This window comes from Streptomyces sp. AC550_RSS872, from assembly GCF_019049285.1.
In the GTDB taxonomy this organism is placed as follows: domain Bacteria; phylum Actinomycetota; class Actinomycetes; order Streptomycetales; family Streptomycetaceae; genus Streptomyces.
Genome location: NZ_JAGMUL010000015.1, coordinates 60100 through 85497, shown reverse-complemented (window position 1 = coordinate 85497; position 25398 = coordinate 60100). Strand labels below are relative to the sequence as shown.

At 72.5% G+C, this 25398-nt stretch carries 26 protein-coding genes and 1 pseudogene; 20 read left to right on the top strand and 7 right to left on the bottom strand.

Annotated features, from left to right (window positions below; translation table 11 throughout):
* Positions 1–145: 145 nt before the first annotated feature.
* From KUM44_RS06700 to KUM44_RS06695, 3 genes and pseudogenes are all read left to right on the top strand, one after another.
* Positions 146–1495, top strand: a pseudogene (locus KUM44_RS06700) (rhodanese-like domain-containing protein); the annotation flags it as partial.
* The gene (locus KUM44_RS47115) at positions 1487–1828 is read left to right on the top strand and encodes a rhodanese-like domain-containing protein (RefSeq protein ID WP_308402529.1); all 342 of its coding nucleotides are present in this window, start codon (positions 1487–1489) and stop codon (positions 1826–1828) included. The pseudogene KUM44_RS06700 and the gene KUM44_RS47115, both read left to right, overlap by 9 nt.
* A complete protein-coding gene (locus KUM44_RS06695; protein ID WP_217206830.1) occupies positions 1825–2574 on the top strand; it encodes a sulfite exporter TauE/SafE family protein in 750 nt (249 codons plus the stop codon). Before KUM44_RS47115 ends, KUM44_RS06695 begins: the two co-directional genes overlap by 4 nt.
* Positions 2575–2610: 36 nt before the next feature.
* Here KUM44_RS06695 and KUM44_RS06690 read toward each other — a convergent pair whose 3' ends face one another.
* Positions 2611–2898: a metal-sensitive transcriptional regulator gene (locus KUM44_RS06690; RefSeq protein ID WP_217206829.1), complete on the bottom strand. Its 288-nt coding sequence runs from the start codon at positions 2896–2898 to the stop codon at positions 2611–2613.
* 75 nt (positions 2899–2973) lie between these two features.
* Here KUM44_RS06690 and KUM44_RS06685 point away from each other — a divergent pair, with 75 nt between their 5' ends.
* Positions 2974–3615: a rhodanese-like domain-containing protein gene (locus KUM44_RS06685; RefSeq protein ID WP_217206828.1), complete on the top strand. Its 642-nt coding sequence runs from the start codon at positions 2974–2976 to the stop codon at positions 3613–3615.
* On the opposite strand, the gene KUM44_RS06680 is transcribed toward KUM44_RS06685, so the two are convergent.
* The gene (locus KUM44_RS06680; protein WP_217206827.1) at positions 3608–4207 is read right to left on the bottom strand and encodes a transketolase; all 600 of its coding nucleotides are present in this window, start codon (positions 4205–4207) and stop codon (positions 3608–3610) included. The genes KUM44_RS06685 and KUM44_RS06680 overlap by 8 nt on opposite strands.
* 257 nt (positions 4208–4464) lie before the next feature.
* On the opposite strand from KUM44_RS06680, the gene KUM44_RS06675 reads away from it, so the two are divergent.
* The 5 genes from KUM44_RS06675 (at position 4465) to KUM44_RS06660 (ending at position 7977) form a co-directional block, all read left to right on the top strand.
* On the top strand, positions 4465–5235 hold the full coding sequence (locus KUM44_RS06675) for an isopentenyl transferase family protein (RefSeq protein WP_217206826.1): 771 nt from the start codon (positions 4465–4467) through the stop codon (positions 5233–5235).
* A complete protein-coding gene (locus KUM44_RS45160) occupies positions 5232–5405 on the top strand; it encodes a hypothetical protein (protein ID WP_254389143.1) in 174 nt (57 codons plus the stop codon). Before KUM44_RS06675 ends, KUM44_RS45160 begins: the two co-directional genes overlap by 4 nt.
* A gap of 272 nt (positions 5406–5677) precedes the next feature.
* Complete coding sequence (locus tag KUM44_RS45155) at positions 5678–5830, top strand: hypothetical protein (protein ID WP_308402512.1); 153 nt, start codon at positions 5678–5680, stop codon at positions 5828–5830.
* Positions 5821–6090, top strand: a complete 270-nt coding sequence (locus tag KUM44_RS06665; RefSeq protein ID WP_308402511.1) for a hypothetical protein — start codon at positions 5821–5823, stop codon at positions 6088–6090. The genes KUM44_RS45155 and KUM44_RS06665 overlap by 10 nt, the downstream gene beginning before the upstream one ends.
* 132 nt (positions 6091–6222) lie before the next feature.
* Entirely contained in the window at positions 6223–7977 is a 1755-nt protein-coding gene (locus KUM44_RS06660) for an ABC transporter ATP-binding protein (RefSeq protein WP_217206825.1), read from the top strand.
* Between the two features lie 146 nt (positions 7978–8123).
* On the opposite strand, the gene KUM44_RS06655 is transcribed toward KUM44_RS06660, so the two are convergent.
* Positions 8124–8969, bottom strand: a complete 846-nt coding sequence (locus KUM44_RS06655) for a (2Fe-2S)-binding protein (RefSeq protein ID WP_217206824.1) — start codon at positions 8967–8969, stop codon at positions 8124–8126.
* 206 nt (positions 8970–9175) lie between these two features.
* On the opposite strand from KUM44_RS06655, the gene KUM44_RS06650 reads away from it, so the two are divergent.
* The 9 genes from KUM44_RS06650 (at position 9176) to KUM44_RS06610 (ending at position 20305) form a co-directional block, all read left to right on the top strand.
* On the top strand, positions 9176–10168 hold the full coding sequence (locus KUM44_RS06650; RefSeq protein ID WP_217207048.1) for an iron ABC transporter permease: 993 nt from the start codon (positions 9176–9178) through the stop codon (positions 10166–10168).
* Positions 10165–11214 (top strand): iron chelate uptake ABC transporter family permease subunit, encoded by a 1050-nt coding sequence (locus tag KUM44_RS06645; RefSeq protein ID WP_217206823.1) that lies wholly within the window; start codon positions 10165–10167, stop codon positions 11212–11214. Before KUM44_RS06650 ends, KUM44_RS06645 begins: the two co-directional genes overlap by 4 nt.
* A gap of 170 nt (positions 11215–11384) precedes the next feature.
* Complete coding sequence (locus KUM44_RS06640; protein ID WP_217206822.1) at positions 11385–12206, top strand: ABC transporter ATP-binding protein; 822 nt, start codon at positions 11385–11387, stop codon at positions 12204–12206.
* A gap of 28 nt (positions 12207–12234) precedes the next feature.
* Positions 12235–13257 (top strand): ABC transporter substrate-binding protein, encoded by a 1023-nt coding sequence (locus KUM44_RS06635; RefSeq protein WP_217206821.1) that lies wholly within the window; start codon positions 12235–12237, stop codon positions 13255–13257.
* A 92-nt stretch (positions 13258–13349) separates the two neighbouring features.
* Positions 13350–14525, top strand: coding sequence for an acetyl-CoA carboxylase biotin carboxylase subunit family protein (locus KUM44_RS06630; protein ID WP_217206820.1), 1176 nt, complete (start codon positions 13350–13352; stop codon positions 14523–14525).
* The gene (locus tag KUM44_RS06625; RefSeq protein ID WP_217206819.1) at positions 14522–16174 is read left to right on the top strand and encodes an IucA/IucC family protein; all 1653 of its coding nucleotides are present in this window, start codon (positions 14522–14524) and stop codon (positions 16172–16174) included. The genes KUM44_RS06630 and KUM44_RS06625 overlap by 4 nt, the downstream gene beginning before the upstream one ends.
* Positions 16171–17364, top strand: a complete 1194-nt coding sequence (locus KUM44_RS06620) for an MFS transporter (RefSeq protein ID WP_217206818.1) — start codon at positions 16171–16173, stop codon at positions 17362–17364. Before KUM44_RS06625 ends, KUM44_RS06620 begins: the two co-directional genes overlap by 4 nt.
* Positions 17364–19109, top strand: coding sequence for an IucA/IucC family siderophore biosynthesis protein (locus tag KUM44_RS06615; RefSeq protein ID WP_217206817.1), 1746 nt, complete (start codon positions 17364–17366; stop codon positions 19107–19109). Before KUM44_RS06620 ends, KUM44_RS06615 begins: the two co-directional genes overlap by 1 nt.
* Positions 19106–20305, top strand: coding sequence for a type III PLP-dependent enzyme (locus KUM44_RS06610; protein ID WP_217206816.1), 1200 nt, complete (start codon positions 19106–19108; stop codon positions 20303–20305). The genes KUM44_RS06615 and KUM44_RS06610 overlap by 4 nt, the downstream gene beginning before the upstream one ends.
* Before the next feature lie 109 nt (positions 20306–20414).
* On the opposite strand, the gene KUM44_RS06605 is transcribed toward KUM44_RS06610, so the two are convergent.
* Positions 20415–20657 carry a hypothetical protein gene (locus KUM44_RS06605; protein WP_217206815.1) on the bottom strand — a complete coding sequence of 81 codons (243 nt, stop codon included), beginning with the start codon at positions 20655–20657 and terminating at the stop codon, positions 20415–20417.
* A 169-nt stretch (positions 20658–20826) separates the two neighbouring features.
* Here KUM44_RS06605 and KUM44_RS06600 point away from each other — a divergent pair, with 169 nt between their 5' ends.
* Positions 20827–21192 (top strand): nuclear transport factor 2 family protein, encoded by a 366-nt coding sequence (locus KUM44_RS06600; protein WP_217206814.1) that lies wholly within the window; start codon positions 20827–20829, stop codon positions 21190–21192.
* Positions 21193–21299: 107 nt separating this feature from the next.
* Here KUM44_RS06600 and KUM44_RS06595 read toward each other — a convergent pair whose 3' ends face one another.
* Positions 21300–22472, bottom strand: a complete 1173-nt coding sequence (locus KUM44_RS06595; RefSeq protein WP_217207047.1) for an alanine--tRNA ligase-related protein — start codon at positions 22470–22472, stop codon at positions 21300–21302.
* Between the two features lie 305 nt (positions 22473–22777).
* Here KUM44_RS06595 and KUM44_RS06590 point away from each other — a divergent pair, with 305 nt between their 5' ends.
* Positions 22778–23824, top strand: a complete 1047-nt coding sequence (locus KUM44_RS06590) for a YihY/virulence factor BrkB family protein (protein ID WP_217206813.1) — start codon at positions 22778–22780, stop codon at positions 23822–23824.
* A 53-nt stretch (positions 23825–23877) separates the two neighbouring features.
* Here KUM44_RS06590 and KUM44_RS06585 read toward each other — a convergent pair whose 3' ends face one another.
* Both KUM44_RS06585 and KUM44_RS06580 read right to left on the bottom strand, forming a co-directional pair.
* On the bottom strand, positions 23878–24843 hold the full coding sequence (locus KUM44_RS06585) for a CU044_5270 family protein (RefSeq protein ID WP_217206812.1): 966 nt from the start codon (positions 24841–24843) through the stop codon (positions 23878–23880).
* The gene (locus KUM44_RS06580) at positions 24836–25369 is read right to left on the bottom strand and encodes an RNA polymerase sigma factor (protein WP_217206811.1); all 534 of its coding nucleotides are present in this window, start codon (positions 25367–25369) and stop codon (positions 24836–24838) included. The genes KUM44_RS06585 and KUM44_RS06580 overlap by 8 nt, the downstream gene beginning before the upstream one ends.
* Positions 25370–25398: the final 29 nt, after the last annotated feature.

Below are 25398 nucleotides of genomic sequence, written 5' to 3'. Positions count from 1 at the left end.
AAAGGCACGGACCCACGACCCTCACATCTGCTTCCGGCCGGCTTTCGGAAATACCCCTGGGGGTACCCTGCTACTGTGGTCCATATACCCCCGGGGGTAATTCCCCCGGGGTGTTCACAGGCTTCACCAGGAGAGGAGTGCCGCTGTGTACTTCGTCGACACCATCGACGTGCCGGGACTGGGCAACCGCGGCTATCTGGCGGGCGGTGCGCACAGCGCCGTGGTGGTCGATCCGCCCAGGGACATCGACCGGGTGATCACGGCCGCCGCGGTGCGGGGCGTGCGGATCACCCAGGTCGTCGAGACCCATGTGCACAACGACTACGTGACCGGCGGCCTGGAGCTCGCCCGTCTCACCGGCGCCGCCTATCTCGTGCCGGCCGCGGCGCGGGTCGGGTACGAGCGGGTTCCGGTCGCCGACGGGGACCGTACGGAGATCGACGACGGCCTGGTGCTGCGCGCCCTGGCCACCCCCGGACACACCCCGCACCACACGTCGTACGTGCTGGAGGAGACGGGACAGGCGGTGGCCGTGTTCACCGGGGGTTCGCTGCTGATCGGCACGGTGGGGCGGCCCGACCTGGTCGAACCCCGGCTGACGGACCACCTGGCACGGGCGCAGTACGACTCCGCGCACCGGCTGGCCGCAGAGCTGCCGGACGAGACGGCGGTCCTGCCGACACACGGCTTCGGCAGCTTCTGCTCCGCCACCCGGGTGGCCGGCGGGGCGACCACCACGATCGGGCATGAGCGCGCCGTCAACGAGGCTCTGGTGAAGGACGTCGACGTTTTCGTCGCCGACCTGCTCGCCGGCCTCGACGACATCCCGGCGTACTACACCCACATGGGCCCGGCGAACACCGAGGGCCCGGCTCCGGTGGATCTGACGCCGCCCCGCCCGGCCGACGCCGAGGAGATCGCGGCGCGGCTGGCCGCCGGGGAGTGGGTGGTGGATCTGCGCCACCGGGTCGCGTTCGCCGAGGGGCATGTGGCCGGGTCGCTCAACTTCGAGGCGGAGGGGCAGCTCGCCGCCTATCTGGCCTGGCTGCTGCCGTGGGGCAAGCCGGTCACGCTGCTCGCCGGGACACCGGCCCAACTGGCCGACGCCCAGCGGGAACTCGTCCGTGTCGGCATCGACCGGCCGGCCGCGGCGGCGACCGGCTCCCCCGCCGACTGGACCCGCCCGGGGGAGCGGCCCCGCTCCTTCCCGCGCGGCACCTTCGCCGACCTGGCCGCGCAGGACGGCGTGGTGATCCTGGACGTGAGGCGGGACTCCGAACGCGCCACCGGGCACATCAGGGGCTCGGTGCACATACCGGTGCACCAACTGCGCGACCGGCTCGCGGAGATACCGGACGGCACCGTGTGGGTGCACTGCGCCGGCGGGATGCGGGCGGCCATCGCCGCCTCGCTGCTCGACGCCGTGGGACGTGACGTAGTGGCCGTCGACGACGGGTTCGCCGCGGCGCACGACGCCGGTCTGCCGATGGCCCGCGTCACCCCCGCCGAGGCCCGGGCGCTGGCGGACGCCGACGCCGTCCTCGTGGACGTCCGCGAACCCGACGAATGGGCCTCGGGGCACGCACCGGGCGCCCTCCTCGCGCCGCTGTCCGCGCTGACGGCCGGTGAGACGCTGCCGCGGACCGCGCAGGGCCGCCCCGTCGTCGCGATCTGCCGCTCCGGCAAGCGCTCCCGCGAGGCCGCGGCGCTGCTCACGGCACGCGGCACGGACGTGGTGGACGTCATCGGCGGCATGCGGGCCTGGACTCAGGCGGGGCTTCCGGTGGTGACGGAGTCCTGTCCGACCACCTCCAGTGACCGCACGTGAGCGCGCTGGTCCTGGGCCTGTTCGCCGGTGGCGTCACGGGGCTCTCGCTCGGTGCGCTGGGCGGCGGCGGCAGTGTGCTGGCCGTACCGGCGCTGATGTACCTGCTCGGCTTCACGCCCGCAGCGGCGGCCACCGCGAGTCTGGTCGTCGTCGCCGTCACCTCGGTCACCGCGCTCGGCGCGCACGCCCGTGCGGGCGCGGTGCGCTGGCGCGCCGGGGCACTGTTCGCGGCGGCGGGTCTACTGCCTGCGGCGGTCGGCGGTGCGGTGTCCGGGCGACTGCCCGCAGGGGTGCTCACCGGGGCGTTCGCGGTGACCGCCGCTGTCGCCGCGCTGCGCATGCTCCGCCCTTCGGCCGCCGTACGGCACGAGGACGCGCCGGTGCGTCCGGGGCGGGTCGTCCGGGCCGGGGCCGGGCTCGGTGCCGTGACCGGGGTACTGGGCGTGGGCGGTGGCTTCCTGGCCGTACCGGCGCTGGTGAGCGTGGTGGGGCTGCGGATGCGGGTCGCCGTGGGTACGAGTCTGCTGGTGATCACCGTCAACTCGCTGGTGGCGCTGGCGGCCCGGGCCGGCTCGGCCGCGAGTGTCGACTGGGCCGCGGTCGGGCCGTTCGCCGCGGCCGCCGTGCTCGGCGCGTGGGACGGCAAGCGGCTCGCCGGGAAGGTCTCCGGCGGCACGCTTCGGCGGATCTTCGCGTACGCCCTGCTGGCGGTGGCCGTGTTCATGCTGGCCGACGCCGTCGTCTGACGGCCGGGCGCCCCCGGGACGCCCGGTCCCGGCCCCCTATGCCAGTGAAAGGAACAGCTTCTCCAGCCGGGCCTTCATCTGCCCCACCGTCTCGCCGTCGCGCCGGCCCTGCTCGACGTCGGTGAGGCACTGCTGCAACCCGGTCGCGATGATCGCGAAGCCGGCCCGGTCCAGGGCGCGGGAGGCGGCGGCGAGCTGAGTGACGACGTCCTCGCAGTCACGGCCCTCCTCGATCATCTTGATCACTCCGGAGATCTGCCCCTGCGCCCGACGCAAGCGGTTCAGCACCGACTTGAGGTCGTCGCCCTCGAACTGCAACTCCACGATCACTCCCCTGCATACCCCGCTCCATACCCTTGGGGGTATTTTACCTCCACCCCGGAAAGGATCTCATTTCCCATGACACCGCCCCACAGCTTCCTCGCGCTCGACGTCGACGAGGCCCACGCCCGCCTGACCGCCTCGACCGACTCGACCGACTCGACCGACTCGACCGACTCGACCGTCCTGACCGTCCTCGACGTCCGCACGCCGGGCGAGTACGCCGCCGGTCATCTGCCCGGCGCGCTGAACATCCCGCTGGACCGTCTCGACAGCGCCCTGCCGGCGCTCCGCCGGCTCCCCGGCGGGCGGCTTCTGGTGGTGTGCGCCTCCGGGGCCCGCTCGGAGAACGCCTGCCGCGTCCTCGCCGAGCACGGCATCCGGGCCATGACCCTGTCGGGCGGCACCCAGGGCTGGGCGCGGGGCGGGCACGAGCTGCACCGGCCGACGTCGAGCCCGCGGGCCACCTGGTCCATGGAGCGCCAGGTCCGTTTCACCGCGGGCTCGATCGTCCTGGTCGGTCTCGGACTCGGACTCCTGCACCCGGCCTGGCAGTTGCTGTCCGCCGGTATCGCGGGCGGCCTCGTCTTCTCGGCGATCAGCAACACCTGCGGCATGGCCGCCCTGCTGTCGAAGCTGCCGCACAACCGCCCGCGCCCCGCCGACCTCGAAGCGGCCCTGGCCGCCCTGGCGCGGCGCGGCCAGGCGCCGGTCACCTGAGGAAGTCCCGGACGGCCCGGGCGATGACGCCCTCGTCCAGGCCGTCCGCGCCACCCAGCGGCAGCAGCCGGTGCGGTACATGGACCAGGGTCTCGGCGACGTGCCGGGCCGACAGTCCGGGCGGCCCCGGCTCGACGAGCACGACGTCGGCGTGGTCGGCGGCCAGTACGGCGGTGCGCAGGCCGACCTCGTCGAAGGGCCGGACCGTGGCGGCGTAGAGCACGCCCACGTCGAGGCCGGCCGTGGCGCGCAGCACCGGGTCGAGGGTGGCGCCGACGGCGAGCACGACACCGTCGAGGCCTTCCCGGACGAGTTCGAAGCCGTCGGCCAGGCCGTGCGGTTCGGCGTTGGAGTCGCCGGACAGATGCACGAACGCCCGCTCGCCGCGCCCCACGGCGGACCGGATCGCGCGCCGCACCTCGTCCGGATGGCCGGGTACATGGACGGTCCAGCGCGGGTCGATGGCGAAGCGCGCCAGTTCCTCCACGGCGCCGTAGCCGACGAGGACGGTGCCGCTTCCGTGCCCGACGGGGTCGTCGGGGCGGGCCGCGGGCAGGGAGTCGGTGACGGCCTGGAGCATGTCGGGGTGCATGGCGAATCCTCCTCGGGGCGGGTTCCCGCGACGCGTCATGAATTCGTTGAGAAACAAAATCGACGGTCACTCATATGACCCTGGATTCCCCGGAGTTGTCCATTCCAGCACACTGCGAGTGAATCTTTAACAAGCGCAAAGGAACGTGACCGTCTCTTTGCCCGGTCCGGGCATTTCCCGTGGTGTTCCCGCTCTCCGTGCTGCGTAACTTGGCAGTGGTATTTCCCGTTGCCGAGAACGGAAGGGGACATCCCGCCATGGTAGAGAACGAAACGCCTCCCGCGGTCCGCCCGTTGGTCCATCTGATCGCGGGGCCGACCGGCGTCGGGAAGAGCACGGCCGCCACCGACCTGGCCCGCGCGACCGGCGCCCCGATCGTCGTCGCCGACCGCTTGCAGTGCTTCACCGACCTCGCCACCACCAGCGCCCGCGCCGGTGCGGACGTACCGGGGGTGCGCCGCCACTGGCTCGGGGACCGGACGTTCAATGACGGTGATCTGCCCGCGCCCCAGGCCGCCGACTCGCTCGTGGGACTCGTCCAACTGCTCGCCGTTCAACATCGGTTGGTCATCATCGAGGGTGGCTCGATCTCGCTGCTGCGGGTGCTGTGCGCGCGTCGGGCGCAGCTCGACTGGCGGCTGACGGTACGCCTTCTGCCGCTTCCCGAGTACGACACGTACCTCACCGCCCTCACCCACCGGGCCCGGTCGATGCTCACGCCGGGCGTCTGCGGCCCGGGGCTGCTCCAGGAGCTGGCCGCGCTCTGGCGCGATCCGGGGAAGCGGCGGCTGGCCGCGTCCGTCAACGGGTTCGAGGCCGTGCTCGAATGCTGCGCCAAGTACTCGATCGATGCGGAGACCGTCGGCGAACGGGAAATACCCGAACACGTCCTGCACCGGATGGCCGCACTCATCGCCGTACGGCATGCCGAACACGGCATTCTCCAGCATCGCGTGTTCACCGAGCTTTTCGCGAACGGAACGACGGTCCCCTCATTCGACTTCGACATGCTGGAGCGTGCGGCATGAAGGGCGCCTCGGGGGTGAAGGAAGCCTCCACGGATTTCGGCCATATCGTCGCCTCCTCTCCGCTCGGCGTGGTCACCGCCCGCTCCACGGCCGACGTACGGGAACTCGTCTCCTTCGCCGGCCCTGCCGGGCTGCCGGTCTCCGCGCGCGGCGCCGGACAGGCCTTGTAGGGGCGGCGAGCGGACGCTGAGCGCGGGGGCCGGTGCACTGTGGCGCGACGTCGTGCGGGCCGCTCTGGCCGAGGGGCTCACACCGCCTCGCGGCCTCCTCCGGCAGCAGCAGGGTGAGCCAGGGGTGCGGGCGGTTCCACTCGCGCTGCGCCGGCCCGTGCGCGAACTCCTCTGCCTGCTCGTCCTGATGCGCACGGCACCGCCCGCCGCCCCGGACGTCGTAACGCCGTACGGTCGCCGCCGACCGGGCCCTGTACGAGCGGGCCAGGACCGTGGGCGGCGTCCTGCACCCGGTCGGCGCGCCGCCCATGTCGCCCGCGGACTGGCGCGCCCACTTCGGCCCCGGCCGGCCCGAACTGGTCCGCGCCAAGGACCAGTACGACCCGCACCACATCCTGACCAGGGGGTACGGCCTGTGGAACTGACCGCCATGACGGCCGTGACCGTCTTCTGCGGCGCCTCCCCCGGTCGCCGCCCCGGCCATCTGCGCACCGCCGCCGAGCTCGGGCGCGCACTGGCCGGGGCGGGCCTCAAGCTGGTCCACGGCGGTGCGCGCACCGGGCTCATGGGGGCCGTCGCGGACGGGGCCCTGACCGCCGGCGGCGCGGTCACCGGAGTCGTGCCGCGCGGCATGGCTGCCGTACGAGAACGGTCAGTGTCGAGCTCGGTCCGGGTGACGTCCTGACCCGCATGCCGGACGACTGCCTGGCCGAGGGGGCCGAACGGCCCCTGACGCTCGCCGTGGCACGGAACTGGCAGGATCCGCGGGAGGAGGCCGACGTAGCCTGAAGGCTCCCTACCGCCTCGGAGGAGTCCCGTGAGCATCGCAGCGACCGAACCCGCCCCGCCCACCTGGCGGCTGCTCCTGGGCTACGTCCGCCCGCACCGGTGGACCCTGCTGACGGGTGCCGTGCTCTCGCTGGTCACGGGCGCGACCGGGCTGCTGCTGCCGCTGGTGGCCCGCGAGTTGATCGACGACCTGTCCCACGACCGCGCCATCACCGGAGCGCTGCTGATCATGTCCGGGCTGGTCGTGGCGAACGCGGCGCTCGGCGCGCTGGGTTCGTACGTGCTGCGGCGCACCGCCGAGTCGGTGGTGCTCGGCGCGCGGCGCGCCCTGTCGTCGTATCTGCTGCGGCTGCGCATCACCGCGGTGGACCGCAGCGAACCCGGCGATCTGATGGCCCGTATCACCTCCGACACCACGCTGCTGCGCGAGGTCACGACCGACTCGCTCGTGGGCCTGGGCACCGGAGGGCTCACGCTGGTGGCGACGGTGGCGATGATGGGCCTGGTGGATCCCGTACTGCTGCTGGTCACGCTCGGCGTCATCCTGGCCGCCGGCACGATCCTCGGCGTGATCGTGCCGCGCATCAACCGGGCCAGCCGGCAGGCGCAGGACGCGGTCGGCGTGATGGGGGCCTCGCTGGAGCGGATCCTCGGCGCGCTGCGCACGGTGAAGGCGTCGGGGGCCGAGCACCGGGAGGAACGTACGCTGCACGACGCCGCCGAGGAGTCGTGGCGGCAGAGCGTGCGGGCCGCCAAGTGGTCGGCGGCGGCCGGCAACACGGCCGGACTCGCCATGCAGATCGCGTTCATCACGGTGCTCGCGGTGGGCGGGGCGCGGGTGGCGACCGGGGCGATCGACGTCGGCACGCTGGTCGCCTTCTTGCTGTACGTCTTCTATCTGATGTCGCCGATCCAGCAGGTCGTCGGCGCGATCACCCAGTACCAGACGGGTTCGGCGGCGCTCGCGAGGATCCAGGAGGCGCTGCGGCTGCCCGCCGAACCGGCCGCAGCGCCCGCGCCCTTGCCCGCCGCCGGGGCGGAGCCGGCCGCGCTGTCCTTCGAGGACGTCCGTTTCCGGTACGCCGACGATCTGCCGTACGTCCACCACGGGGTGACGTTCACCGTGCCCGCACAGGGCATGACCGCGTTCGTCGGCCCCTCGGGCGCGGGAAAGACCACGGTCTTCTCGCTCATCGAGCGGTTCTACGACCCCGAGGCCGGCGCCATCACCCTCGACGGGCGGGACCTGACGGACTGGGAGCTGCCACAGCTGCGGTCCGCGATCGGCTATGTGGAGCAGGACGCGCCGGTGCTGTCGGGTTCGCTGCGTGCCAACCTGCTGCTGGGCAACCCGGAGGCGACCGACGACGCCCTCACGCGCGTGCTGAAGACGACCCGGCTCGACGGCCTGGTCGCCCGCCTGCCTGGCGGTCTGGACACGCTGGTCGGACACCGCGGCACCAAGCTCTCCGGCGGCGAACGCCAGCGCGTCGCCATCGCCCGCGCCCTGCTGCGCCGCCCCCGGCTGCTGCTCCTCGACGAGGCCACCTCGCAACTGGACGCGGTGAACGAGGCGGCGCTGCGCGACACGGTCGCCGATGTCGCGCGTACGACCACGGTTCTGGTCGTCGCGCACCGGCTGTCGACGGTGACGATGGCCGACCGGATCGTGGTGATGGACGCGGGCCGGGTGCGTGCGGTGGGCACGCATCGCGAACTCGTGGCGTCCGACCCGTTGTATGCGGAGTTGGCGGCTACTCAGTTCCTGGCAACAGCCGACTGAGGCTCCGTCAGGTGGGCCGCGACAGGGAGTGCCACAGCGGGTCGCCGGTCGTCTGCGGCGTCAATGTGGCTGGTCGCGCTCACGCGGCGGAGCCGCATATCGATACAGCCCCGCGCCCCTTGAGGGGGCCCTGCCGAGCGGTCGGTTCAGCCCTGGAGGCGGCGCAGTCGCTCCGTGTCGCAGGTGCGCGGGCAGGTGGAGCACGCCTCGGCCGGACGGATCGTGTAGTACATGCAGCAGCCGGCGCGGGTACGTGTCGGGTGCCGGCGTCCGTCGTCGGTCGTCAGGTGGCGGAAGTCGGCGCCGCCCGGGTAGGGGGCGACGCTCTTCGGCAGCAGTTCGGTGGCCGCCCGTACGGCGTCGTCCTCGCGGCCCAGCGTCCGGCCCAGGTACCAGATGCCGGAGACCAGGTCGTCGGCGACCATGCCCCACAGGGCGCGTGAGCGGCGTCGTGTGATGGGGCCGATCGCGTCCAGGAGCGGACCCATGTGTTCGGCGACGGCTGCGCGCAACTCGGCGCGCAGGGCCTCTTCGTGAGGTGCCGTCAGCACGCGGGGCAGCATGGCCGCCGGGTCGTCGGCCAGACAGGCGAGGTCGCTTCCGGGTGTCAGGGTGAACTCGGCCGTGGCCAGGTCCAGGCGCAGGTCCTCGGGCCGGATCCGGGGCACGCGGCGTGCCAGGTACCAGGGTCCGCTCATGAGGAGCGCGACGGACCAGGCGTAGTCGTGCAGCGCGCGGGAGGCTGCGGCGTCGCGACGCGCGACGGTCCCGTGGCGGTGGTGAATCCGGGCCGCCTCCGCCGCCACGAACGCGTCGAGCACGGCCTCGTCCCTCACCAGTTCCGCAGCCGACACACCCGTCCCGGTCTCCTGGACCCCGGGCGCGGCGACCCGCACGTTCAGGACCTCGCAGAGGTCGGTCAGCCGCGTGAAGTCGTGTCGAAGCGTACGCGCGACGGCGCCGGGCGGCGGGATCGTGCGAGCCACGGACATCGGCGCTCCTGGGCGAGGTTGCAGCGAAAGGCCAGACAGGTAAGGCTTACCTTACACTCGCGTTCAAGTGGAAATACCAGGTGAGCTCGGCGCGGGTGATCGACTATCGCGCACATCACAGTGATCACACAGCGGTTGAATCATAAAGCAAGCCTAACCTAAGCTCACGGCTTGTGACTGCGACCCAACGGGGCGCACCGATCGGTGTGCCCTTCCGTGCCTTCAAGCACATTCCGCTCTTCCTCACCGGCCTCGCCGCCCTGGCTCTGTGCACCACGCTGAGCCTCGCGCTCGGCGCCCGCTCCGTACCGCTGGGCACGGTGGCGGACGCGCTCCTCGGCCATGTCCACGGGCGCGAGGCCCTGGTGGTGACCGGGCTGCGTCTGCCGCGCACCGTCATCGGGCTCGCGGTCGGCGCCGCACTCGGGGTCGCCGGCGCCGTCGCCCAGGGCATCACCCGCAACCCCCTCGCCTCGCCGACCACGCTCGGCATCAACGCGGGCGCCGGGTTCGCGGTCGTCGTCGCCATCTTCGCGCTGGGGCTCAACAGCCCCGCCCAGTACGTGTGGTTCGCGTTCGCCGGCGCGGCCGGGGCGGCCCTGTTCGCCCAGGCGCTGGCCCGCCGCGCCGGGGACATCGACCCGGTACGACTGGCGCTCGGCGGCACCGTGCTCCAACTGGTGCTGCTGTCCTGGACGTCGGCCGTGATGCTGATGAACCAGCGCACCCTGGACGAGGCCCGCTTCTGGCTGGCCGGGTCCCTGTCCGGGCGCACCCTCGACGTCCTGTGGCCGGTCCTGCCGACCCTGCTGCTCGGTCTGGTCGTCGCGCTGGCCGTCTCCCCCGCCCTCAACGCCCTTGCCCTGGGCGATGATTCGGCCCAGGCGCTCGGCGTGCCCGTGGCCCGGATCCGGCTCGCGGGCGGCATCGCGGTCGTGCTGCTGGCCGGATCGGCCGTGGCGGTGGCCGGCCCGGTCGCCTTCATCGGACTGGCCGCCCCTCATCTCGTACGGCCGCTGCTCGGCGGCGACCACCGGCTGCTGGTCCCCGGCTGCCTGATCGCCGGCCCACTGCTGCTGCTCTCGGCGGATGTGCTCGGCCGGCTGGTCATCCGTCCCTCGGAGCTGGAGGTCGGCATCGTCACCGCGTTCCTGGGTGCCCCCCTGCTGGCGCTGCTGGCCCGGCGGGTGGCCCGATGAGCGCCGCGGTCGTCTCGGTGCGTGCGAAGTCCACGGCCCGGTCCCGGGTCCGGCGCCGCGTCCTGCTGTTCGCCACGACCGCTGTGGCCCTGCTGTTCGTGCTGCTCACCGTGTCGCTGACGACGGGAGAGATGCCGATGCCCGCGGGCACGGCGCTGCGCGCGCTCGTCGGGCTCGGGGATCCGGGTGACGTACTGGTGGTGCAGCAGTTCCGGGCGCCGCGGTCGGTGGCGGCGATCGTCGCCGGTGCCGGGCTCGGCGCGGCGGGATGCGTGCTGCAACGGCTGTTCCGCAACCCGCTGGCCTCCCCCGACGTCATGGGCGTGACCGGCGGGGCCTCACTGGGCGCCGTCGCGCTGATCGCGGCCGGTGCCTCGCAGGCACTGATACCCGTCGGGGCGCTGGGCGGCGGGCTGCTCGCGGCCCTGCTGCTGGGCGTGTTCGCCTGGCGCTCGGGCCTCGCGGTCACCCGGCTGGTGCTGACCGGGCTCGCCGTGCAGGCGGGTCTGGCGGCCGCGGTGAACCTGATGATCGTGCGGTTTCCCGCGGAGCTCGCCGGGTCGGCGTTGCAGTGGACCACGGGTTCTGTATACGGGCGGACGTGGACCGAGGTGTGGGGTGCCGGCGGCGCCATGGTGCTCGCGCTCGCCGCCGTACTCGTCATGCATCGGCGGCTGGCCGTGCTCGACCTCGGGGACGACTCGGCGGGGGCGTTGGGGCTGCGGACGTCCGCCGCGCGGCTTCAACTGCTCTTCGTGGCCGTCGCGTTGGCCTCGCTGGCCGCCGCGCTCTCCGGTCCCGTGACGTTCGTGGCGCTCGCCGTGCCGCACATCGTGCGGTTCGTCACCGGCCCGCCGACCGCCGCGTCGTTGGCGCTGGCGGGGCTCACCGGGGCGGTGCTCCTGCTCGGCTCCGACCTGGTGGTGCAGCACCTCTTGCCGATCGAGGGGCTGCCGGTCGGGGCGGTCACGGCCACGCTGGGCGCGCCCTGGCTGTTGGTGTTGATGCTGCGGCAGAGCTCGCCTGTTCAGAGGGGCCGTGGATGACGAAGCGCTCTTCTGGGGGTGCCGCGAGGGGTGGTCTGGCGGGTGCGGCGCCGTCGTGGCTGGTCGCGCACGCGCGGCGGAAGCCGCATGTTCAAAGCAGTCCCGCGCCCCTTGGGGGCGATTCCCTCACCCGACCTCATGAACCTCCCATCGGCCTTCAGGAGCCGCACGTGCCCGCCACCCCCAACCAGCTCTCCACCCGGCGCCTCGACCTGCGCTACGGCGACCGTCTCGTGGTCGGTGGGCTCGATCTGACGCTTCCCGGCGGGGCCGTCACCGCGATCGTCGGGCCCAACGCCTGTGGGAAGTCGACCCTGTTGCGCGGACTGAGCCGGCTGCTCGCGCCGGCCGCCGGGAGCGTGACGCTGGACGGTGCCGACATCCACCGCATGTCCGCGAAGGCGCTGGCCCTGCGGATGGGTCTGCTGCCGCAGCAGCCGGTGACACCGGAGGCGATCACCGTCGAGGCGCTGGTCCGGCTGGGCCGGTATCCGCACCAGCGGCTGCTGAGCCCCTGGTCGGCCGCCGACCAGAAGGCGGTCGACGAGGCGTTGGAGCGCACCGGCACCGCCGCCCTGCGCGACCAGCCCGTCGACCAGCTCTCCGGTGGTCAGCGGCAACGCGCCTGGATCGCGCTGGCGTTGGCGCAGGACACCGAGTTGCTGCTGCTCGACGAGCCCACCACCTTCCTCGACCTGCGGCACCAGCTCGACGTCCTCGACCTGGTCGCCGCGCTGCACGCCGAGGCGGGCCGCACCGTGGTGATGGTGCTGCACGACCTCGGTCAGGCCGCCCGCTACGCGGACCACATGGTGGTCCTCAAGGACGGCCGTCTCGCCGCGGCCGGTGCCCCGGCCGAGGTCCTCGACGCGGAGCTGGTCAAGTCCGTGTTCGACGTGGACTGCCGGGTGATCCCCGATCCGGAGACCGGCACCCCGCTGGTCGTCCCCAAGAGCAGCGCGGTCCGGCGGACATCCGCCGCCACCGCCTGATCCTTCCCCACTCACAGAAAGACCCCTCATGTTCAACCGATCTCCCCTGCGCGGAATCGGCCGGCTGATCGCCGTGCTGCTCGCCGTCGTACTCGGTACGGCCGTCCTGGCCGCCTGCGGCAGCGAGGACTCCTCCTCCAACACGAGTGACACGGCCAAGGCCGCGGGCGACAGCTCGGCCTTCCCCCGCACGCTGAAGACCGTGATGGGCGACGTGAAGATCCCGTCCCAGCCGAAGCGGGTCGTCGTGCTCGACACCGGTGAGCTGGACGACGTCACCCTGCTCGGCATCGACCCGGTCGGCGCGGTCGCCCCGCACTTCAAGACCTCGGGCGGCTTCCCGACCTACCTGGACGGCGAGTTGAAGGACACCGTCGACGTCGGCCCGCTCCTGGAGCCGAACCTGGAGAAGATCGCCTCGCTCAAGCCCGATCTGATCCTGTCCTCCAAGGTCCGGCACGAGAAGGTCTACGACAAGCTCAGCGCCATCGCCCCGACCGTCTTCACGGAGACCACGGGCGGTGTCTGGAAGGAGAACCTCAAGGTCCACGCCGAGGCGCTGGGTCTGGAGAAGGAGGCCACGGCCAAGCTCTCGGAGTACGAGACGCAGGCCAAGGCGCTCGGTGAGGCCATCAAGAAGAAGGACGGCAACGCCATGCCGACCGCGTCCGTGGTCCGCTTCATCGCCGGCCCGACCCGCCTGTACCAGACCAACTCCTACAGCGGTGTCGTGCTGAACGACATCGGCTTCCAGCGGCCCAATTCGCAGATCTCGAACGACCCCGAGGTCACGATGAAGGACGTCAGCCCGGAGGAGATCGACCAGGCCGACGCCGACCTGATCTTCGTCACCGCCGCCGACGCCGAGGACAAGACCCAGAAGAAGCAGGTCGTGTCCAACCCGGTGTGGAAGGACCTCCCGGCCGTGAAGGACGGCAAGGTCTTCGAGGTCCCGGACGAGACATGGATGTCCGGCATCGGCGTCCAGGCCGCCGAGGAGATGCTCAAGGACGTGGCGAAGGCCACCGGCGTGGAGCTCCCGGCGAAGTAGCCGCCGCTGACCTGTCAGGGGCGGGCCGTGCCCGACCGGCCCGGCCCGCCCCTCTCAACCCCCCATCCGCTAGCGGAAGTTGCTCATCCGGCATGCGCCTGTATCTGCTCGCCCTCAACCCGACCGACGCCGTCACCGAGGGATTCCTGCCCGCGGCTGCCCGGCTCGGCCTGGACGTCACCGTCCTGACCGACCAGCCCGACGCCCACCGCCGTGTCTACCCGGACGTCGAGATCCTGGAGTGCGACGTCCGTGACTTCCGGGCCGTGATCACCCGCGTCTCGACACACCACGAGCCCGACGCCGTCTTCACCAACAGCGACCACCTCCAGACCCAGGCCGCCCTGGCCGCCGCCTACTTCGGCCTCCCCGGCAAGGACTGGCGGGCCACCCTGCGCTGCAAGGACAAGGCCGAGATGCGGCGCCGGCTCGCCGCGGCCGGCGTCGACACCGTGTGGTCGGCCGAGCTGACCGAACCGGTCGCGCCCGGCGACGCGCCGTACCCATGTGTCGTCAAGCCGCGCGAGGGTGTGGCCAGCGAGGACGTCGTTCTCGTGCACGGCCCGGAGGAGTTGGTGACCCACACCAAGGAGATCCTCGACCGCCGTCCGGGCGCCGTCCTGGTCGTCGAGGAGTACCTGCCCGGCGAGCTGTTCACCCTGGAGACCCTCGGCGACGGGCACGTCCGCCATGTCCTCGGCGGCTTCCACACCGAGCTGTCGCCGCCGCCGTACTTCATCGAGGAGCGCCTCACCTTCGTCCCCGCCCACCCCGAGCCGGTCGTCGCGCAGGTGCTGGCGCAACTGGACGCGCTGGGCGTGGGGTTCGGGGCGTGCCACACCGAGTTCGTGGTGCACGAGGGGCGGGCGCGGATCATCGAGGTCAACTACCGTGCCATCGGCGACCAGTGCGACCTGCTGCTGGCCCGGCTGCTGGAGATCCCGCTCTTCGAGCACATCCTGCGCACCCACCTCGGCGAGCGGCTCCCGGCCGACCTGGGCGCCCGCGGGGACGGCGCGGCCCGTCTGGAATACCCGTGCGCCGACCGCGCGGGCCTCCTCGTCGGCGCCCCCGCCGCCACCGATGTGGACGTCGACAGCGTCCATCTGACGTACCGTCCCCTGCGCGCGGTGGGCGAGCGGCACGAGCTGTACCGCACCAACCGGGACTACCTCGGCGTGCTGCGGGCCACCGGTACCGACCAGCCGACCGTGGACCGCGTGGTGGCCGACTTCCTGGCCGAGCGGCGCTGGGAGATCCAGCCGTGACCGCGCCGGACGTCTGCGAGGCGGAACTCCTTACCCGTGTGCTGAGCGCTCTGCTGCGCGAGGACGTGGTCGGCCTGCGCAGCCGGAGCACGACGGTCCACGAACCGGACGGTCCCTGGCTGCGGCTCTCCACGGGACAGGACGCCCTGCTGCTGCCGGTCGCCGAGGACGGCTTCCAGTGCGGGTACGCCGCCCGGCGGCCCGTCCTCGTACGCGCGTCGGACGGCGCGGAGCTGACCTCGTACGAGAGCGTGCTCGGCGCCCTGCGTGAGCTCGCCGATCCCGAGGACCGGGGCGGCTTCGACGCGTTCACCGAGGAGTGCCGTCAGACGCTGGCGACCGTCCGGATGCACGCGGCGACCCGGGCGGAGGTCATGGCCCGGCTCACGGACGAGCCCGGCCTCGGCGGCGGCCTGATGTACGACACGCTCGCCGCCCGCCACGACCACCCCGTGTACCCGACGGCACGCGGACGATCGGGGCTGACGGAGGAGCAACTGCGCGCGTACGCCCCGGAGTTCGGCCCGCGCTTCGCGCTGCGCTGGCTCGCCGTGCCCCGGGACGAGGTCGTGTTGGCGGGCAAGCTGCCGGAGTTCTGGCCGACGCCCGACACCGTGGGACTGCCGGGTCTGCGGGACACGCATGTGGCGCTGCCCGTGCATCCGCTCACCGTCGACGCCCTGCCCGGCGGCACCGTACTGGCCGACCGCGCCTGCCTGGATGTCGTACCGACGCTGTCCATGCGGACCGTGGCCACGGTCGCCGATCCTTCCGTGCACCTCAAACTCCCGCTGGCCACTGCGACGTTGGGGCTGCGCAACAGGCGGACCATCAAGCCCGGCACCCTGGTCGACGGGGCCGTGGGCCAGCGGCTGCTGGAAGCGGTGACCGCCCGCGAGCCCCGCTTCCGGGAGACGGTCCTGCACGCCGACGAGACGACGTACGCCCACGCCGGGCACGAACTGCTGGCCGTGCTGTGCCGCCGCTACCCGTCCGGGCTCGACGACTGCACGGTGGTGCCGCTGGCCGCGCTGCTGGCCGAGGCGCCGGACGGACGCCTGGTGATCGACGGGCTCGCCGACCGCTTCTACGGCGGCGACCCGCTCGCCCTGCTGGACGCGGCCCTCACCCTGCTGTTCGACTGGCAGACCACGCTGTTCGGCTACGGCATCGCCCTGGAGTCGCACCAGCAGAACGTCTCGCTGGTGCTGCGGCCGGGCAGTCTGCGGTTGCTGTTCAAGGACAACGACGGGCCGCGCGTCAACACCGTACGGCTGGACGCCCGGCTGCCGGGGCCGTGGCCCTTCGACGACGCGCGGATCCTCGGCACGGACGACGGTCCGGTCGCCGACGTGTTCACCACCATCACCGTGCATCTGTGCGCGGGCGCCTACGCGTTCGGGCTCCCCCGGTACCGCCGTGCGCTGCTGGATCTCGTCCGGGTCCGGCTCACGGAGGCCGTCGACCGGCTCGGCGGCGACGCGGCGGACGTGCTGCGCGCCCGCGTGCTGGACGCGGCGGAGCTGCCGGTGAAGGCGATGGTGTCGGCCGGGACGCTGCTGTCCAAGGAGCGGTCGGGCGCCGCCGACATCAACAAGCACTACACGAGCGGACCCAACTACCTACTGCGGCCCGGGAGTTCGGCATGAGTGCGGAGGCATTGCGGATGCCGAGGTCGGAGTTCGGGCGCGCGCATGTGCACGCGGTGGCGGGCTGCTACTTCGTGGCGTCGTTCGCCGCACTCGGGCTGCCGCCGTATCTCACCGAGATCCTGCCCGAGCTGGGCGACCGGGACGCTCGCTGGGCCGGTGTGCTCTATGTCGTGCCGACGGTGTTCGGTGCGCTCGGGGCACCGCTGTGGGGGCGGCTCGCGGACCGCTTCGGCCGGAAACGGCTGCTGCTGCGCGCCCAGTTGGGGCTCGCGGTGTCCTTCCTGCTGGCGGGCTGGGCCGACTCGCTGGCCACGTTCACGGTGGCGCTGGTCCTCCAGGGCATCCTGGGCGGTACGTTCGCCGCGTCCAACGGCTATCTGGGCGCGGCACTTGAGGGCCCGGCCCTGTCCAAGGCACTCACCCTGATGCAGGGCAGCGCCCGGGCCGCGCTGGTCGCCGCACCGATCGTGGTGGGCTCGCTGTCGGGCTGGCTGTCCCCGCACCGGCAGTACGCCCTGCTCGCCGTGCTGCCGCTGACGGCCGCCCTGCTGCTGGCGGCACTGCCGGAACCGGCCCCGGCCGGGCAGCGGCGGCGCGAGCCCGAGACCGCGGTGGCGAAGGCGCCTGCGCGGGTGTCTCTCAGGGGACTGTTCGCGCTGGAGTTCGCCTTCGTGTTCTCCACCGTCATCTCCTTCCCCTATCTCATCGAGCTCGTCGACGAGCGGCTCCCCGGCACCTCACCGACGTTGACCGGCGTCCTCTTCGCCCTGCCCCACCTGTGCTACCTGGTGTCCGCGCTGACGGTGCACTCCGTCTTCCAGGACCGTCCGCGAGCCGGGCTCGCGCTCGGCTTCGCCTGTATCGCGCTCGGACTCGCCGGTCACGGCATCGCCGCCTCGCTGCCCGCGCTGATCGCCGTACGGCTGCTGCTGGGCGCGGGGCTCACCCTCGGCCTGGTCTGTCTGTCCGTACTGGCCGCCGACTGCGCCAAGGGCCGGTCGCCCGGCCGGATGTTCGGGTCGCTGGAGCTCTTCTCCAAGGCCGGCGCGGTCGCCGCCGGCGTGACCGCGGCGGCGGGCAGCGTCCGCTACGGGCCGGCCGCACCCGTGCTGATCGGCGGTGCGGCCGCCGCCGTCACCGCCGCCCTCCTCCCCACACTCCTCTTGCGCACCCGCTGGAGCCACTGATGCCCTCCCTGACCGACTCGCTCCACGAGCAGGGCCGTACCCCCGTCGCCCGCGCCGGCCTGCCCGGCGCCGACGACGCGGTGGCCCACACCCTCCTCAACTGTCTGCTGCGCGAGGTGTCGGCGCCCGAGCACCAGTCCGTCGTCGCCGACGGCCGGCTGCTGCTGCGGCTGCCCCGCCGCGGGGTCCTGCTGCGGGTCGCCCTGCGCCGTACGTCGCTGCTCGGCGCACACCGGTTCACCGGTCCCGTGGAGGAACAGCGGGGCGACGCGTGGGGCGCGGTGGACTGGCGGCGCCTCGCCGAGTACACCCACGACGAACTGGCGCTGCGCACGGGGGTACGCAACGAGGAGTTCCTGGAGCAGATCGCCTCCAGCCACGAGGCCATCGACACGGCCCTCACCGGCACGCGGCCGACCGCTCCCCCGGACGACCGCCTCTCCGCCTACATGAGGTCCGAGCAGTCCCTTCTCTTCGGCCACCGCTTCCACCCCACGCCGAAGGCCCGCACGGGCGACCCGCGCGCCTGGTCCGCGTACGCCCCCGAAGCCGGCGCCTCCTTCCCGCTGCGGCATCTCGCCGTACGCGCCGACCTGATCGGCGAGGAGTACGCCGACCCGTCGGCCGTCGCCGCGCTGGACCGGCAGCGCACGGACCTCCCGGACGGCTACCGCCTGCTGCCCGCCCACCCCTGGCAGTACGAGACGCTCCGCGAGCACCCGCTGCTGCGCGCCGCGCTCGAGCGCGGCGACGTCCTGGACCTCGGCCCGGGCGGACAGCCGTTCGCCGCCACCGCGTCGGTGCGCACGCTGTACGACGGGGAGACGTTCCTGAAGTTCAGCCTGAACGTGCGGATCACCAACTGCCTGCGCAAGAACAGCAGTTACGAGCTGTCCGGCGCCGTCGCCCTCACCCGCGTCCTGGCCCCGGCACTGGCCGACCTGGCCGAACGTTTCCCCGGCAACGACATGCTCCGCGAGCCCGCCTATCGCACGCTGGCTCTCCCCGGCCCCGACGGCACACCGGACCGCGCGCTGTTCGAGGGCTTCGGCGTCATCGTCCGCGAGGGCCTGCCCCGGCGGCTGGCACCGGGCACCACTCCCCTGCTCGCGGCGGCCGTCGCCGACGAGTACCCCACCGGCCCCGCTCATGTCTCGCACCTCCTCGCCGGGGCGGACGAACAGACGGCCCTCGACTGGTGGACGGCCTATCTCGACCTGCTGCTCCCGCCCGTCCTGGCCGCCTACTTCGACCACGGACTGGTCCTGGAACCCCACCTCCAGAACGTCCTGATCTGCGTAGACGGCGACGGCCGGCCCGTCCAGGTCCTCTTCCGCGACCTGGAGGGCACCAAGCTGGTCCCCGACCACCACGAGGACACCCTCGGCGCGCTGCCGCCCGAGGTCGCCGGTCCCATGACGTACGACGCACAGCGCGGCTGGGACCGCGTCGTGTACTGCCTGCTGGTCAACCATGTCGCCGAGGTGCTCGCCGCCCTCGCCGACCTGCACCCCCGGGCGGAGGCCGCGCTGTGGGGCCGGGTGCACGACACGCTGCGGGCGTACTCCGAGCGGTTCGGCTGCCCGCCCCGGCTGGCCGCGCTCCTCGCCGGGGTACCGCTGCCCGCCAAGGCCAACCTCCTCACCCGGTGGGAGCGCAAGGCCGACCGGGAGGCGGGCTACGTCCGGCTGCCGTCGCCGCTCGCCGCGGACATCCTGCGTGACACGACCGGAGGCACCCGATGACCCGGCCGACACCCGCGGTCCGTGACCGGGTCCGCTCCCTGCCGCCCACCGAACTGCCCGCGTACGTCTACGACTTGACGGCCCTGCGCGCCCACGCCTCCGCCGTCCGGGGCGCCCTGCCCGAGCGGGTCGAGCTGTACTACGCCGCCAAGGCCAACCCCGAACCGGAGATCCTCGCCGCGCTCGGCCCGTACGTCGACGGCTACGAGGTCTCCTCGGGCGGGGAACTCGCCCACGTCGCCAAGGCGATGCCCGGGCGCCCGCTGGCCTTCGGCGGTCCGGGCAAGACACCGGACGAGGTGACGGCCGCACTGGAGGCCGGCACCGAGCGCTTTCACGTCGAGAGCGAGTACGAGCTGCGGATGCTGGCCGAGCTGGCGCGGCGAGTGGCGCCGGGGCGGCGGGTGGCGGTGCTGCCGCGCGTCAACCTGCCGGTGGCCGACGGGTCGTTGGCGGGCAGCTCACTCGCGATGGGCGGCCGGCCGACCCCGTTCGGCATGGACCCCGGGCAGGTCGGGCCGGTGATCGCGGCGCTGACGGACGGCACGTATCCGCAGCTCGAACTGCGCGGTGTGCACGCCCACTTGGCCAGCGGCCTCGAAGCCCCGGCGCAGGTGGCGGTCGCCGAGTCCGTCGTCGCCTGGGCGACGGGCCTCGGGGTCCGGCTCGGCGAGGTGAACGTCGGCGGCGGCATGCACGTCGACTACGGCGACCCGGAGCGCCGCTTCGACTGGACGGCGTACGGCGAAGGGCTCGCCCGGCTCAGCGAGCGGCACCCGGAGCTGACCCTGCGCATCGAGCCGGGCCGGGCGCTCACGGCGTACTGCGGCTGGTACGCCACCGAGGTGCTGGATGTGAAGCACAGCCACGGCGAGGAGTTCGCCGTCGTCCGAGGCGGCACGCACCATCTGCGGACCCCGGCGACCAAGGGGCACGACCAGCCGTGTTCCGTGCTGCCGGTGGACGCCTGGCCGCACCCGTGGCCGCGGCCTGCCGCGGAGAGTGACCGGGTCACGTTGTCCGGGCAGCTGTGCACCCCGAAGGACGTCCTCGCCCGCCGGGTCCCGGCGCCCGGGCTGAGGGCCGGGGACCGGGTGGTGTTCGCGCTGGCAGGGGCGTACGCGTGGAACATCTCGCACCACGACTTCCTGATGCACCCCGGGCCCGGCTTCCATTTCCTGGACACCGCCGGGTAGACGGCACGTCACTCTCGGCACGCGGACGAGGGCCGCCGGAGCGGTCCGGCGGCCCTCGCAGGAGAGAGAACTACTGAAGAGAACGGCTCAAGGAAGTGGGGGCGACGACCTAACCGAGCCCGTTCAGGCCCTTGACCTGGTCGAGGTGGCCCAGGTGCTGGGAGACCGGCGGAACCCGGTGCTTGTGCCGCTCGGGGATGCCGCTCGCGGCGAGTGAGTCGAGCGTGCCGACCGGATCGATCCGGCCGGCGATCGGGGCGTCCACATCGGTGGCCTGTGCCATGGGTGCGGTGAGGCCGGTGAGACCGGCGGCAAGACCAACGGCCGCGACGATACGTCGTGTTGAGATCATGTCCTCAGCAACGCGGGCGCCCGCCGCCGGACACGGCTGTGCGGCGGCGCTCACCCACCAGGCCCAGCGCTCCGGCTGCGCTTGCCTGCTCCGGCGCGGCGGAGGACTCTCGAAGGTGAGGCCCTCGCGGCCGCCCCTCTTCCTGCCGCGGGCCTCAAAGGAGGTCACCATGGGCACAGCCGCACGCCCCTCGTTCGACACCGACATACTGCGCCGGGCCGTGGAAGGACGCACCCCGGAGACACTTCTGTCGCTGTACACGGACGACGCGGAGATACGCGTCGTGAACCGCAACGCCCAGCCCAGCCACCCGAAGGTGCTGCACGGCCGCGACGAGATCGCCGGCATGCTCACCGATGTCTACAGCCGCGACATGACGCACAAGCTGGAGGGATGCGTGGTCCAGGGTGACCGCGCGGCCTACAGCGAGTCCTGTGAGTACGCGGACGGGGTGCGCGTGCTGTCCGAGTCGATGCTCACGTTGCGCGACGGCAAGATCTCCCAGCAGATCATCATCGAGGCATGGGACGAGTAGAGGAGCAGGAGAGCACGAGAAGGAGAGCACGAGCAGGAAGGCACCAGGAGGCGAGGAATCAGCCGAAGGTCCAGGTCAGCGGGTGGCCGACCTGGACCTTCCCGGCGTCAGGGCGTGCGGAGCGTCATGACGAGGTCACGTGGCAGTCCGTGGGTGTCGTGGAGGTACCGGTAGTCCTCGTCACTCAGCGGGCCCTCGAACCGCGACCTGCCCAGCACGCGACGCCCCCGCTCCAGGAGCCCGCCGAACCGCCGCTCCTCGTCCAGCAGCACCTCGCGCACGAGGGCTGTCCCGCCGGGTTGCCGGAAGCGGTCCAGGGTGTGCCCGAGGAGCTCGGTCGGCAGGTCGGACAGGGTGCGTGAGGGGTCGTCGCGCCAGAGCGTGGTGAGGACGCGGCGGGTCAGCCGGCGCAGGACGTAGCCGCGCCCGGTGTGGGACGGCCGTACGCCGTCGCCGATCACGGCGATGCCGGAGCGCAGGTGGTCGCAGACCAGGTGCAGCGACGGCTCGTCCAGGTCCCACAGCGGTGGCACGAGCCGCATCCAGGGTTCGAAGAGGTCGCTGTCGTAGACGCAGTCGTGGCCCTGGAGGACCGTGGCGAGGCGTTCGAGTCCCATGCCCGTGTCGACGTTGGGCTGCCGGAGGGGTCGGAGGCTGCCGTCCTCGAGGCGGTGGTAGCGCATGCTCACGTGGTTCCACACCTCCACCCAGCGCGGGTCGGTGGTCGGGCTGCCCTGGGGTGGGGTGCCGGCGTCGCCGGTCCACACGAAGATCTCCGAGTCGGGCCCGCACAGGCCGACCGGGGCGTGGGACCACCAGTTGTCGTCGCTGGTCGGCTCCACGGGCACGCCCAACTCGCGCCAGGTGTCCCACGACTCGCCGTCGGGGCCCACCTGGTCGTCTCCGCCGAAGACGGTGACGTACATCCGCTGCGGCGGGATGCCGAATCCGTCGCACAGCAGCTCGTGTCCCCAACGCAGGCTCTGGCTGTGGCTGTAGTCGCCCAGGGACCAGGAGCCGAGCATCTCGAACACGGTCAGATGGGTGCGGTCGCCGACTTCGTCGAGGTCGGTCGTGCGCAGACAGCGCTGGACGCCGGCCAGGCGTCGTCCCTGTGGATGCGGGCGGCCTTCCAGATACGGCGTGAGGGGGTGCATGCCCGAGGTGGTGAAGAGCACGGGGTCGGTGGTTGGCGGCAGGAGGGTGCCGCCGGTGAGGAGTTCGTGTCCGCGCTCACGGAAGTAGTCGGTGAAGGTGCGGACGATCCGGTCGGTGTCCATCGTGCTCGTCGTGTTCATCGGGGTTCCTTCGGTCGTGGGGACCGGAAAGAGCCGCGGCACGGGGTGCGACCGGGGAGGGAGAGCGCACGTACACCGGCGGTCCGTTTCCGGCCGCCGGGAGGGGTGGGTCAGGCGTCGGCAGCCGTGGAGCGGGGCGCTCGCGCGGCTGCGGTGTGACTGTGCCTGATGACCTTCATGGGCTCGACGGTAACAGTCCGCAGCGGAACCGTCGCCGGATTTTCCACCGCCCCCGGACGCACGCACGGATCGCGCTTGAGCGGGGCAGGTCCGGTTACCCGGGGGCCATGACCCGACTACTCAGATCCAGGCACAAAGATCAGCGGGCGCCGCACGATCCGGCTCCCCCGGGCCTCGGGCCGGATCCGCAGGTCGAGCGGCAGGCACCGGACACACCGACCGAACTGCCGAAACGATCGTGGTGGGCGGCGCTGAAGGGCACCCTGCGGGAGTTCAAGGACGACGAGCTGACCGACCGCGCGGCGGCGCTGACCTACTACAGCGTGCTGTCGCTGTTCCCGGCGCTGCTGGTGCTGGTGTCCCTGCTCGGTCTTGTCGGCAGGTCTGCCACGGACAAGGTCCTGGAGAACATCAACCAGCTCGCGCCCGGCTCGGCCCGGGACATCCTCACGCGGGCGGTGGAACAGTTGCAGGGCAACGGCGGTCTCGGCTCCGTCATGGCCGTCGTCGGCCTCGTTCTCGCGGTGTGGTCGGCCTCCGGCTATGTCGCGGCCTTCATCCGCACCTCGAACGCCGTCTACGACATGCCCGAGGGACGCCCGGCGTGGAAGATCCTGCCGATCCGGCTCGGGGTGACCGTCGTCCTCATGGTGCTGGCCGTGCTCAGCGCGCTGATCGTCGTCTTCACCGGCTCCCTGGCCCGGGAGGTCGGCTCCACCCTGGGTATCGGCGACACGGCCCTGACGGTCTGGGCCATCGCCAAGTGGCCGGTCCTGGCCGTCCTCGTGACCACCATGATCGCGATCCTGTACTGGGCGGCCCCGAACGCCAAGGTGCGCGGCTTCCGATGGATCACCCCGGGCAGCTTCCTCGCCCTGGTGATCTGGCTGGCCGCCTCCGCCGGCTTCGCGTTCTACGTCGCCAACTTCGCCTCCTACAACAAGACCTACGGCACCATGGCCGGCGTGATCGTGTTCCTGGTCTGGCTGTGGGTCGGCAACCTGGCCATCCTGCTCGGCCTGGAGTTCGACGCCGAGGCCGCACGGCAGCGCGCGATCGCCGGCGGCCACCCACCCGACGACGAGCCCTACGCGACTCCGCGGGACACCCGCGCCTGGGACGAACAGGACCGGCGACGCCTGCGAGATCGATGACCGGGGGCGTACGGAGGCACTGTCCGGGTGGCTCGGGGTGTGAGGGCTCCGGGTCAGCGCATCCAGGCGCGGTACGACATCACGTCGCCGGCCTCGACGCCGTACTCCGGCTCCGCCTCGGTGAAGGTGGTCTCCAGCCCGAGTACGGCGCCGCTGACCGGGTCCATGATCAGCAACCGGCGGGAGCCGGACCCGTCGTACACGTACGCCTGTCCGCGCCGTCCCAGCCGGTCCGTCACCTGCCCGAGCGGTCTGAGCCCCGCCGTGTCCGCGAGGAGCCGCGCGAGCGTGGCCGACTCGCGGGCGCCGAGGGTCCAGGTGTCGAGCAGCGACGCGACGGTGTCGAGGAGCTCGCCGGTGCTCAGCGCCGTCCTGCTGTGCGCGGCCTCCTGGAGGTAGGCGCGCAGACGTGTGACGTCGGTGGGAGGCGGCGACTGCGGCGGGGCGTCGCTCCAACTGGGCGGATATGTCTGCCTGCTGAGGACGTGGCCGTCCTCGACGAGTTGCCCTTCGCCGCCGAGGACCGGCCGGCCCGGGTGGCGGGGGTCGGTCGCCACGACGACCTCCGTGCGGCTGTCGTCGGCGTGCCAGCGCACGATGCGCTCCTCGGGAAGCGTGATCGGCGGTTTGTCGTCGCTCATGCCCATGCTCCACGACTGCACATGCGTGCCCTTGCGCAGCTTCGGCGCACCGTCTGCCCCGGCCACCCGGGCCCGCTCGGCCAGGGTCTTCAGGGGTACGGGGGTGGAGTCGGCCTGCACGAGCAGCGGGCGGGGTGCGGCGAGGGCGGGGGCGGTCGTCCGGCCGGTGAACAGCAGGGCCGACACGAGCGCGGCCACGACGGCCGTGGCCGCGAGGCCCCAGGCCGGCCGGGTACGGCGGGGACGGGGCGGAGGCTGTTCGCGCAGCAGCCGGTCGAGGTGCCGTTCGGCGTGGTGGGCGAGGGGGCCGTCGCCGAAGTGGGGGCCGTCGCCCGGGACGGGGTTGGCGTGGCGCAGCAGTTCGAGTTCGTCAGCCATGGCTTCGTTCCTTGGACACGGTCGGCGGGCACAGACGGTCGATCTCGGCTCTCAGCCGGCGCCTGGCCCGGTGCAGCCGCATCGCCGCTGCCCGTCTGCCGCAGCCGAGGGCCACGGCGACCTCCTCGACGGCCAGTTCCTCCCATGCCGTGAGCCGCAGTACCTCCTGGTCGGCCGGGGACAGCCGGTTCAGCGCCTCGTGCACCCAGGCGCCCGGCGGCTCGGTGTCCGGGCTGTCCACGATGTGCCGGCCGTGCGCGGTCTCGTCGTTGCCGAGCCGGTCGACCAGGCGCCGGCGGCGCCCGTAGCCGCGTACCGCGTTCGCCAGGCAGTTGCGTGCCACGCCGTACAGCCAGGGCAGCGGGGCGGCCGGCAGGTCCGCACGGCGTCGCCAGGCGATGGTGAACACGTCCGCCACCACTTCCTCGACCTCACTCGTACGCCCGTCCAGTCGCCGCGCGACGTAGCGGCTGACCGCCCAGTAGTGCTCGCGATAGGCAGCGGCGAAGATCTCGTCGTTGCTCATGTTCCGTTCGTGTCCGGCACCCGCCGGAT

Bases quoted from the DNA above. Each gene is read 5' to 3' on its own strand.
- KUM44_RS47115 (WP_308402529.1), top strand. From the start codon at position 1,487: ATGGCCCGCGTCACCCCCGCCGAGGCCCGGGCGCTGGCGGACGCCGAC.
- KUM44_RS06685 (WP_217206828.1), top strand. From the start codon at position 2,974: ATGACACCGCCCCACAGCTTCCTCGCGCTCGACGTCGACGAGGCCCAC.
- KUM44_RS06680 (WP_217206827.1), bottom strand. From the start codon at position 4,207: ATGCACCCCGACATGCTCCAGGCCGTCACCGACTCCCTGCCCGCGGCC.
- KUM44_RS06675 (WP_217206826.1), top strand. From the start codon at position 4,465: ATGGTAGAGAACGAAACGCCTCCCGCGGTCCGCCCGTTGGTCCATCTG.
- KUM44_RS45160 (WP_254389143.1), top strand. From the start codon at position 5,232: ATGAAGGGCGCCTCGGGGGTGAAGGAAGCCTCCACGGATTTCGGCCAT.
- KUM44_RS06655 (WP_217206824.1), bottom strand. From the start codon at position 8,969: ATGTCCGTGGCTCGCACGATCCCGCCGCCCGGCGCCGTCGCGCGTACG.
- KUM44_RS06645 (WP_217206823.1), top strand. From the start codon at position 10,165: ATGAGCGCCGCGGTCGTCTCGGTGCGTGCGAAGTCCACGGCCCGGTCC.
- KUM44_RS06635 (WP_217206821.1), top strand. From the start codon at position 12,235: ATGTTCAACCGATCTCCCCTGCGCGGAATCGGCCGGCTGATCGCCGTG.
- KUM44_RS06630 (WP_217206820.1), top strand. From the start codon at position 13,350: ATGCGCCTGTATCTGCTCGCCCTCAACCCGACCGACGCCGTCACCGAG.
- KUM44_RS06620 (WP_217206818.1), top strand. From the start codon at position 16,171: ATGAGTGCGGAGGCATTGCGGATGCCGAGGTCGGAGTTCGGGCGCGCG.
- KUM44_RS06615 (WP_217206817.1), top strand. From the start codon at position 17,364: ATGCCCTCCCTGACCGACTCGCTCCACGAGCAGGGCCGTACCCCCGTC.
- KUM44_RS06610 (WP_217206816.1), top strand. From the start codon at position 19,106: ATGACCCGGCCGACACCCGCGGTCCGTGACCGGGTCCGCTCCCTGCCG.
- KUM44_RS06605 (WP_217206815.1), bottom strand. From the start codon at position 20,657: ATGATCTCAACACGACGTATCGTCGCGGCCGTTGGTCTTGCCGCCGGT.
- KUM44_RS06600 (WP_217206814.1), top strand. From the start codon at position 20,827: ATGGGCACAGCCGCACGCCCCTCGTTCGACACCGACATACTGCGCCGG.
- KUM44_RS06595 (WP_217207047.1), bottom strand. From the start codon at position 22,472: ATGGACACCGACCGGATCGTCCGCACCTTCACCGACTACTTCCGTGAG.
- KUM44_RS06590 (WP_217206813.1), top strand. From the start codon at position 22,778: ATGACCCGACTACTCAGATCCAGGCACAAAGATCAGCGGGCGCCGCAC.
- KUM44_RS06585 (WP_217206812.1), bottom strand. From the start codon at position 24,843: ATGGCTGACGAACTCGAACTGCTGCGCCACGCCAACCCCGTCCCGGGC.
- KUM44_RS06580 (WP_217206811.1), bottom strand. From the start codon at position 25,369: ATGAGCAACGACGAGATCTTCGCCGCTGCCTATCGCGAGCACTACTGG.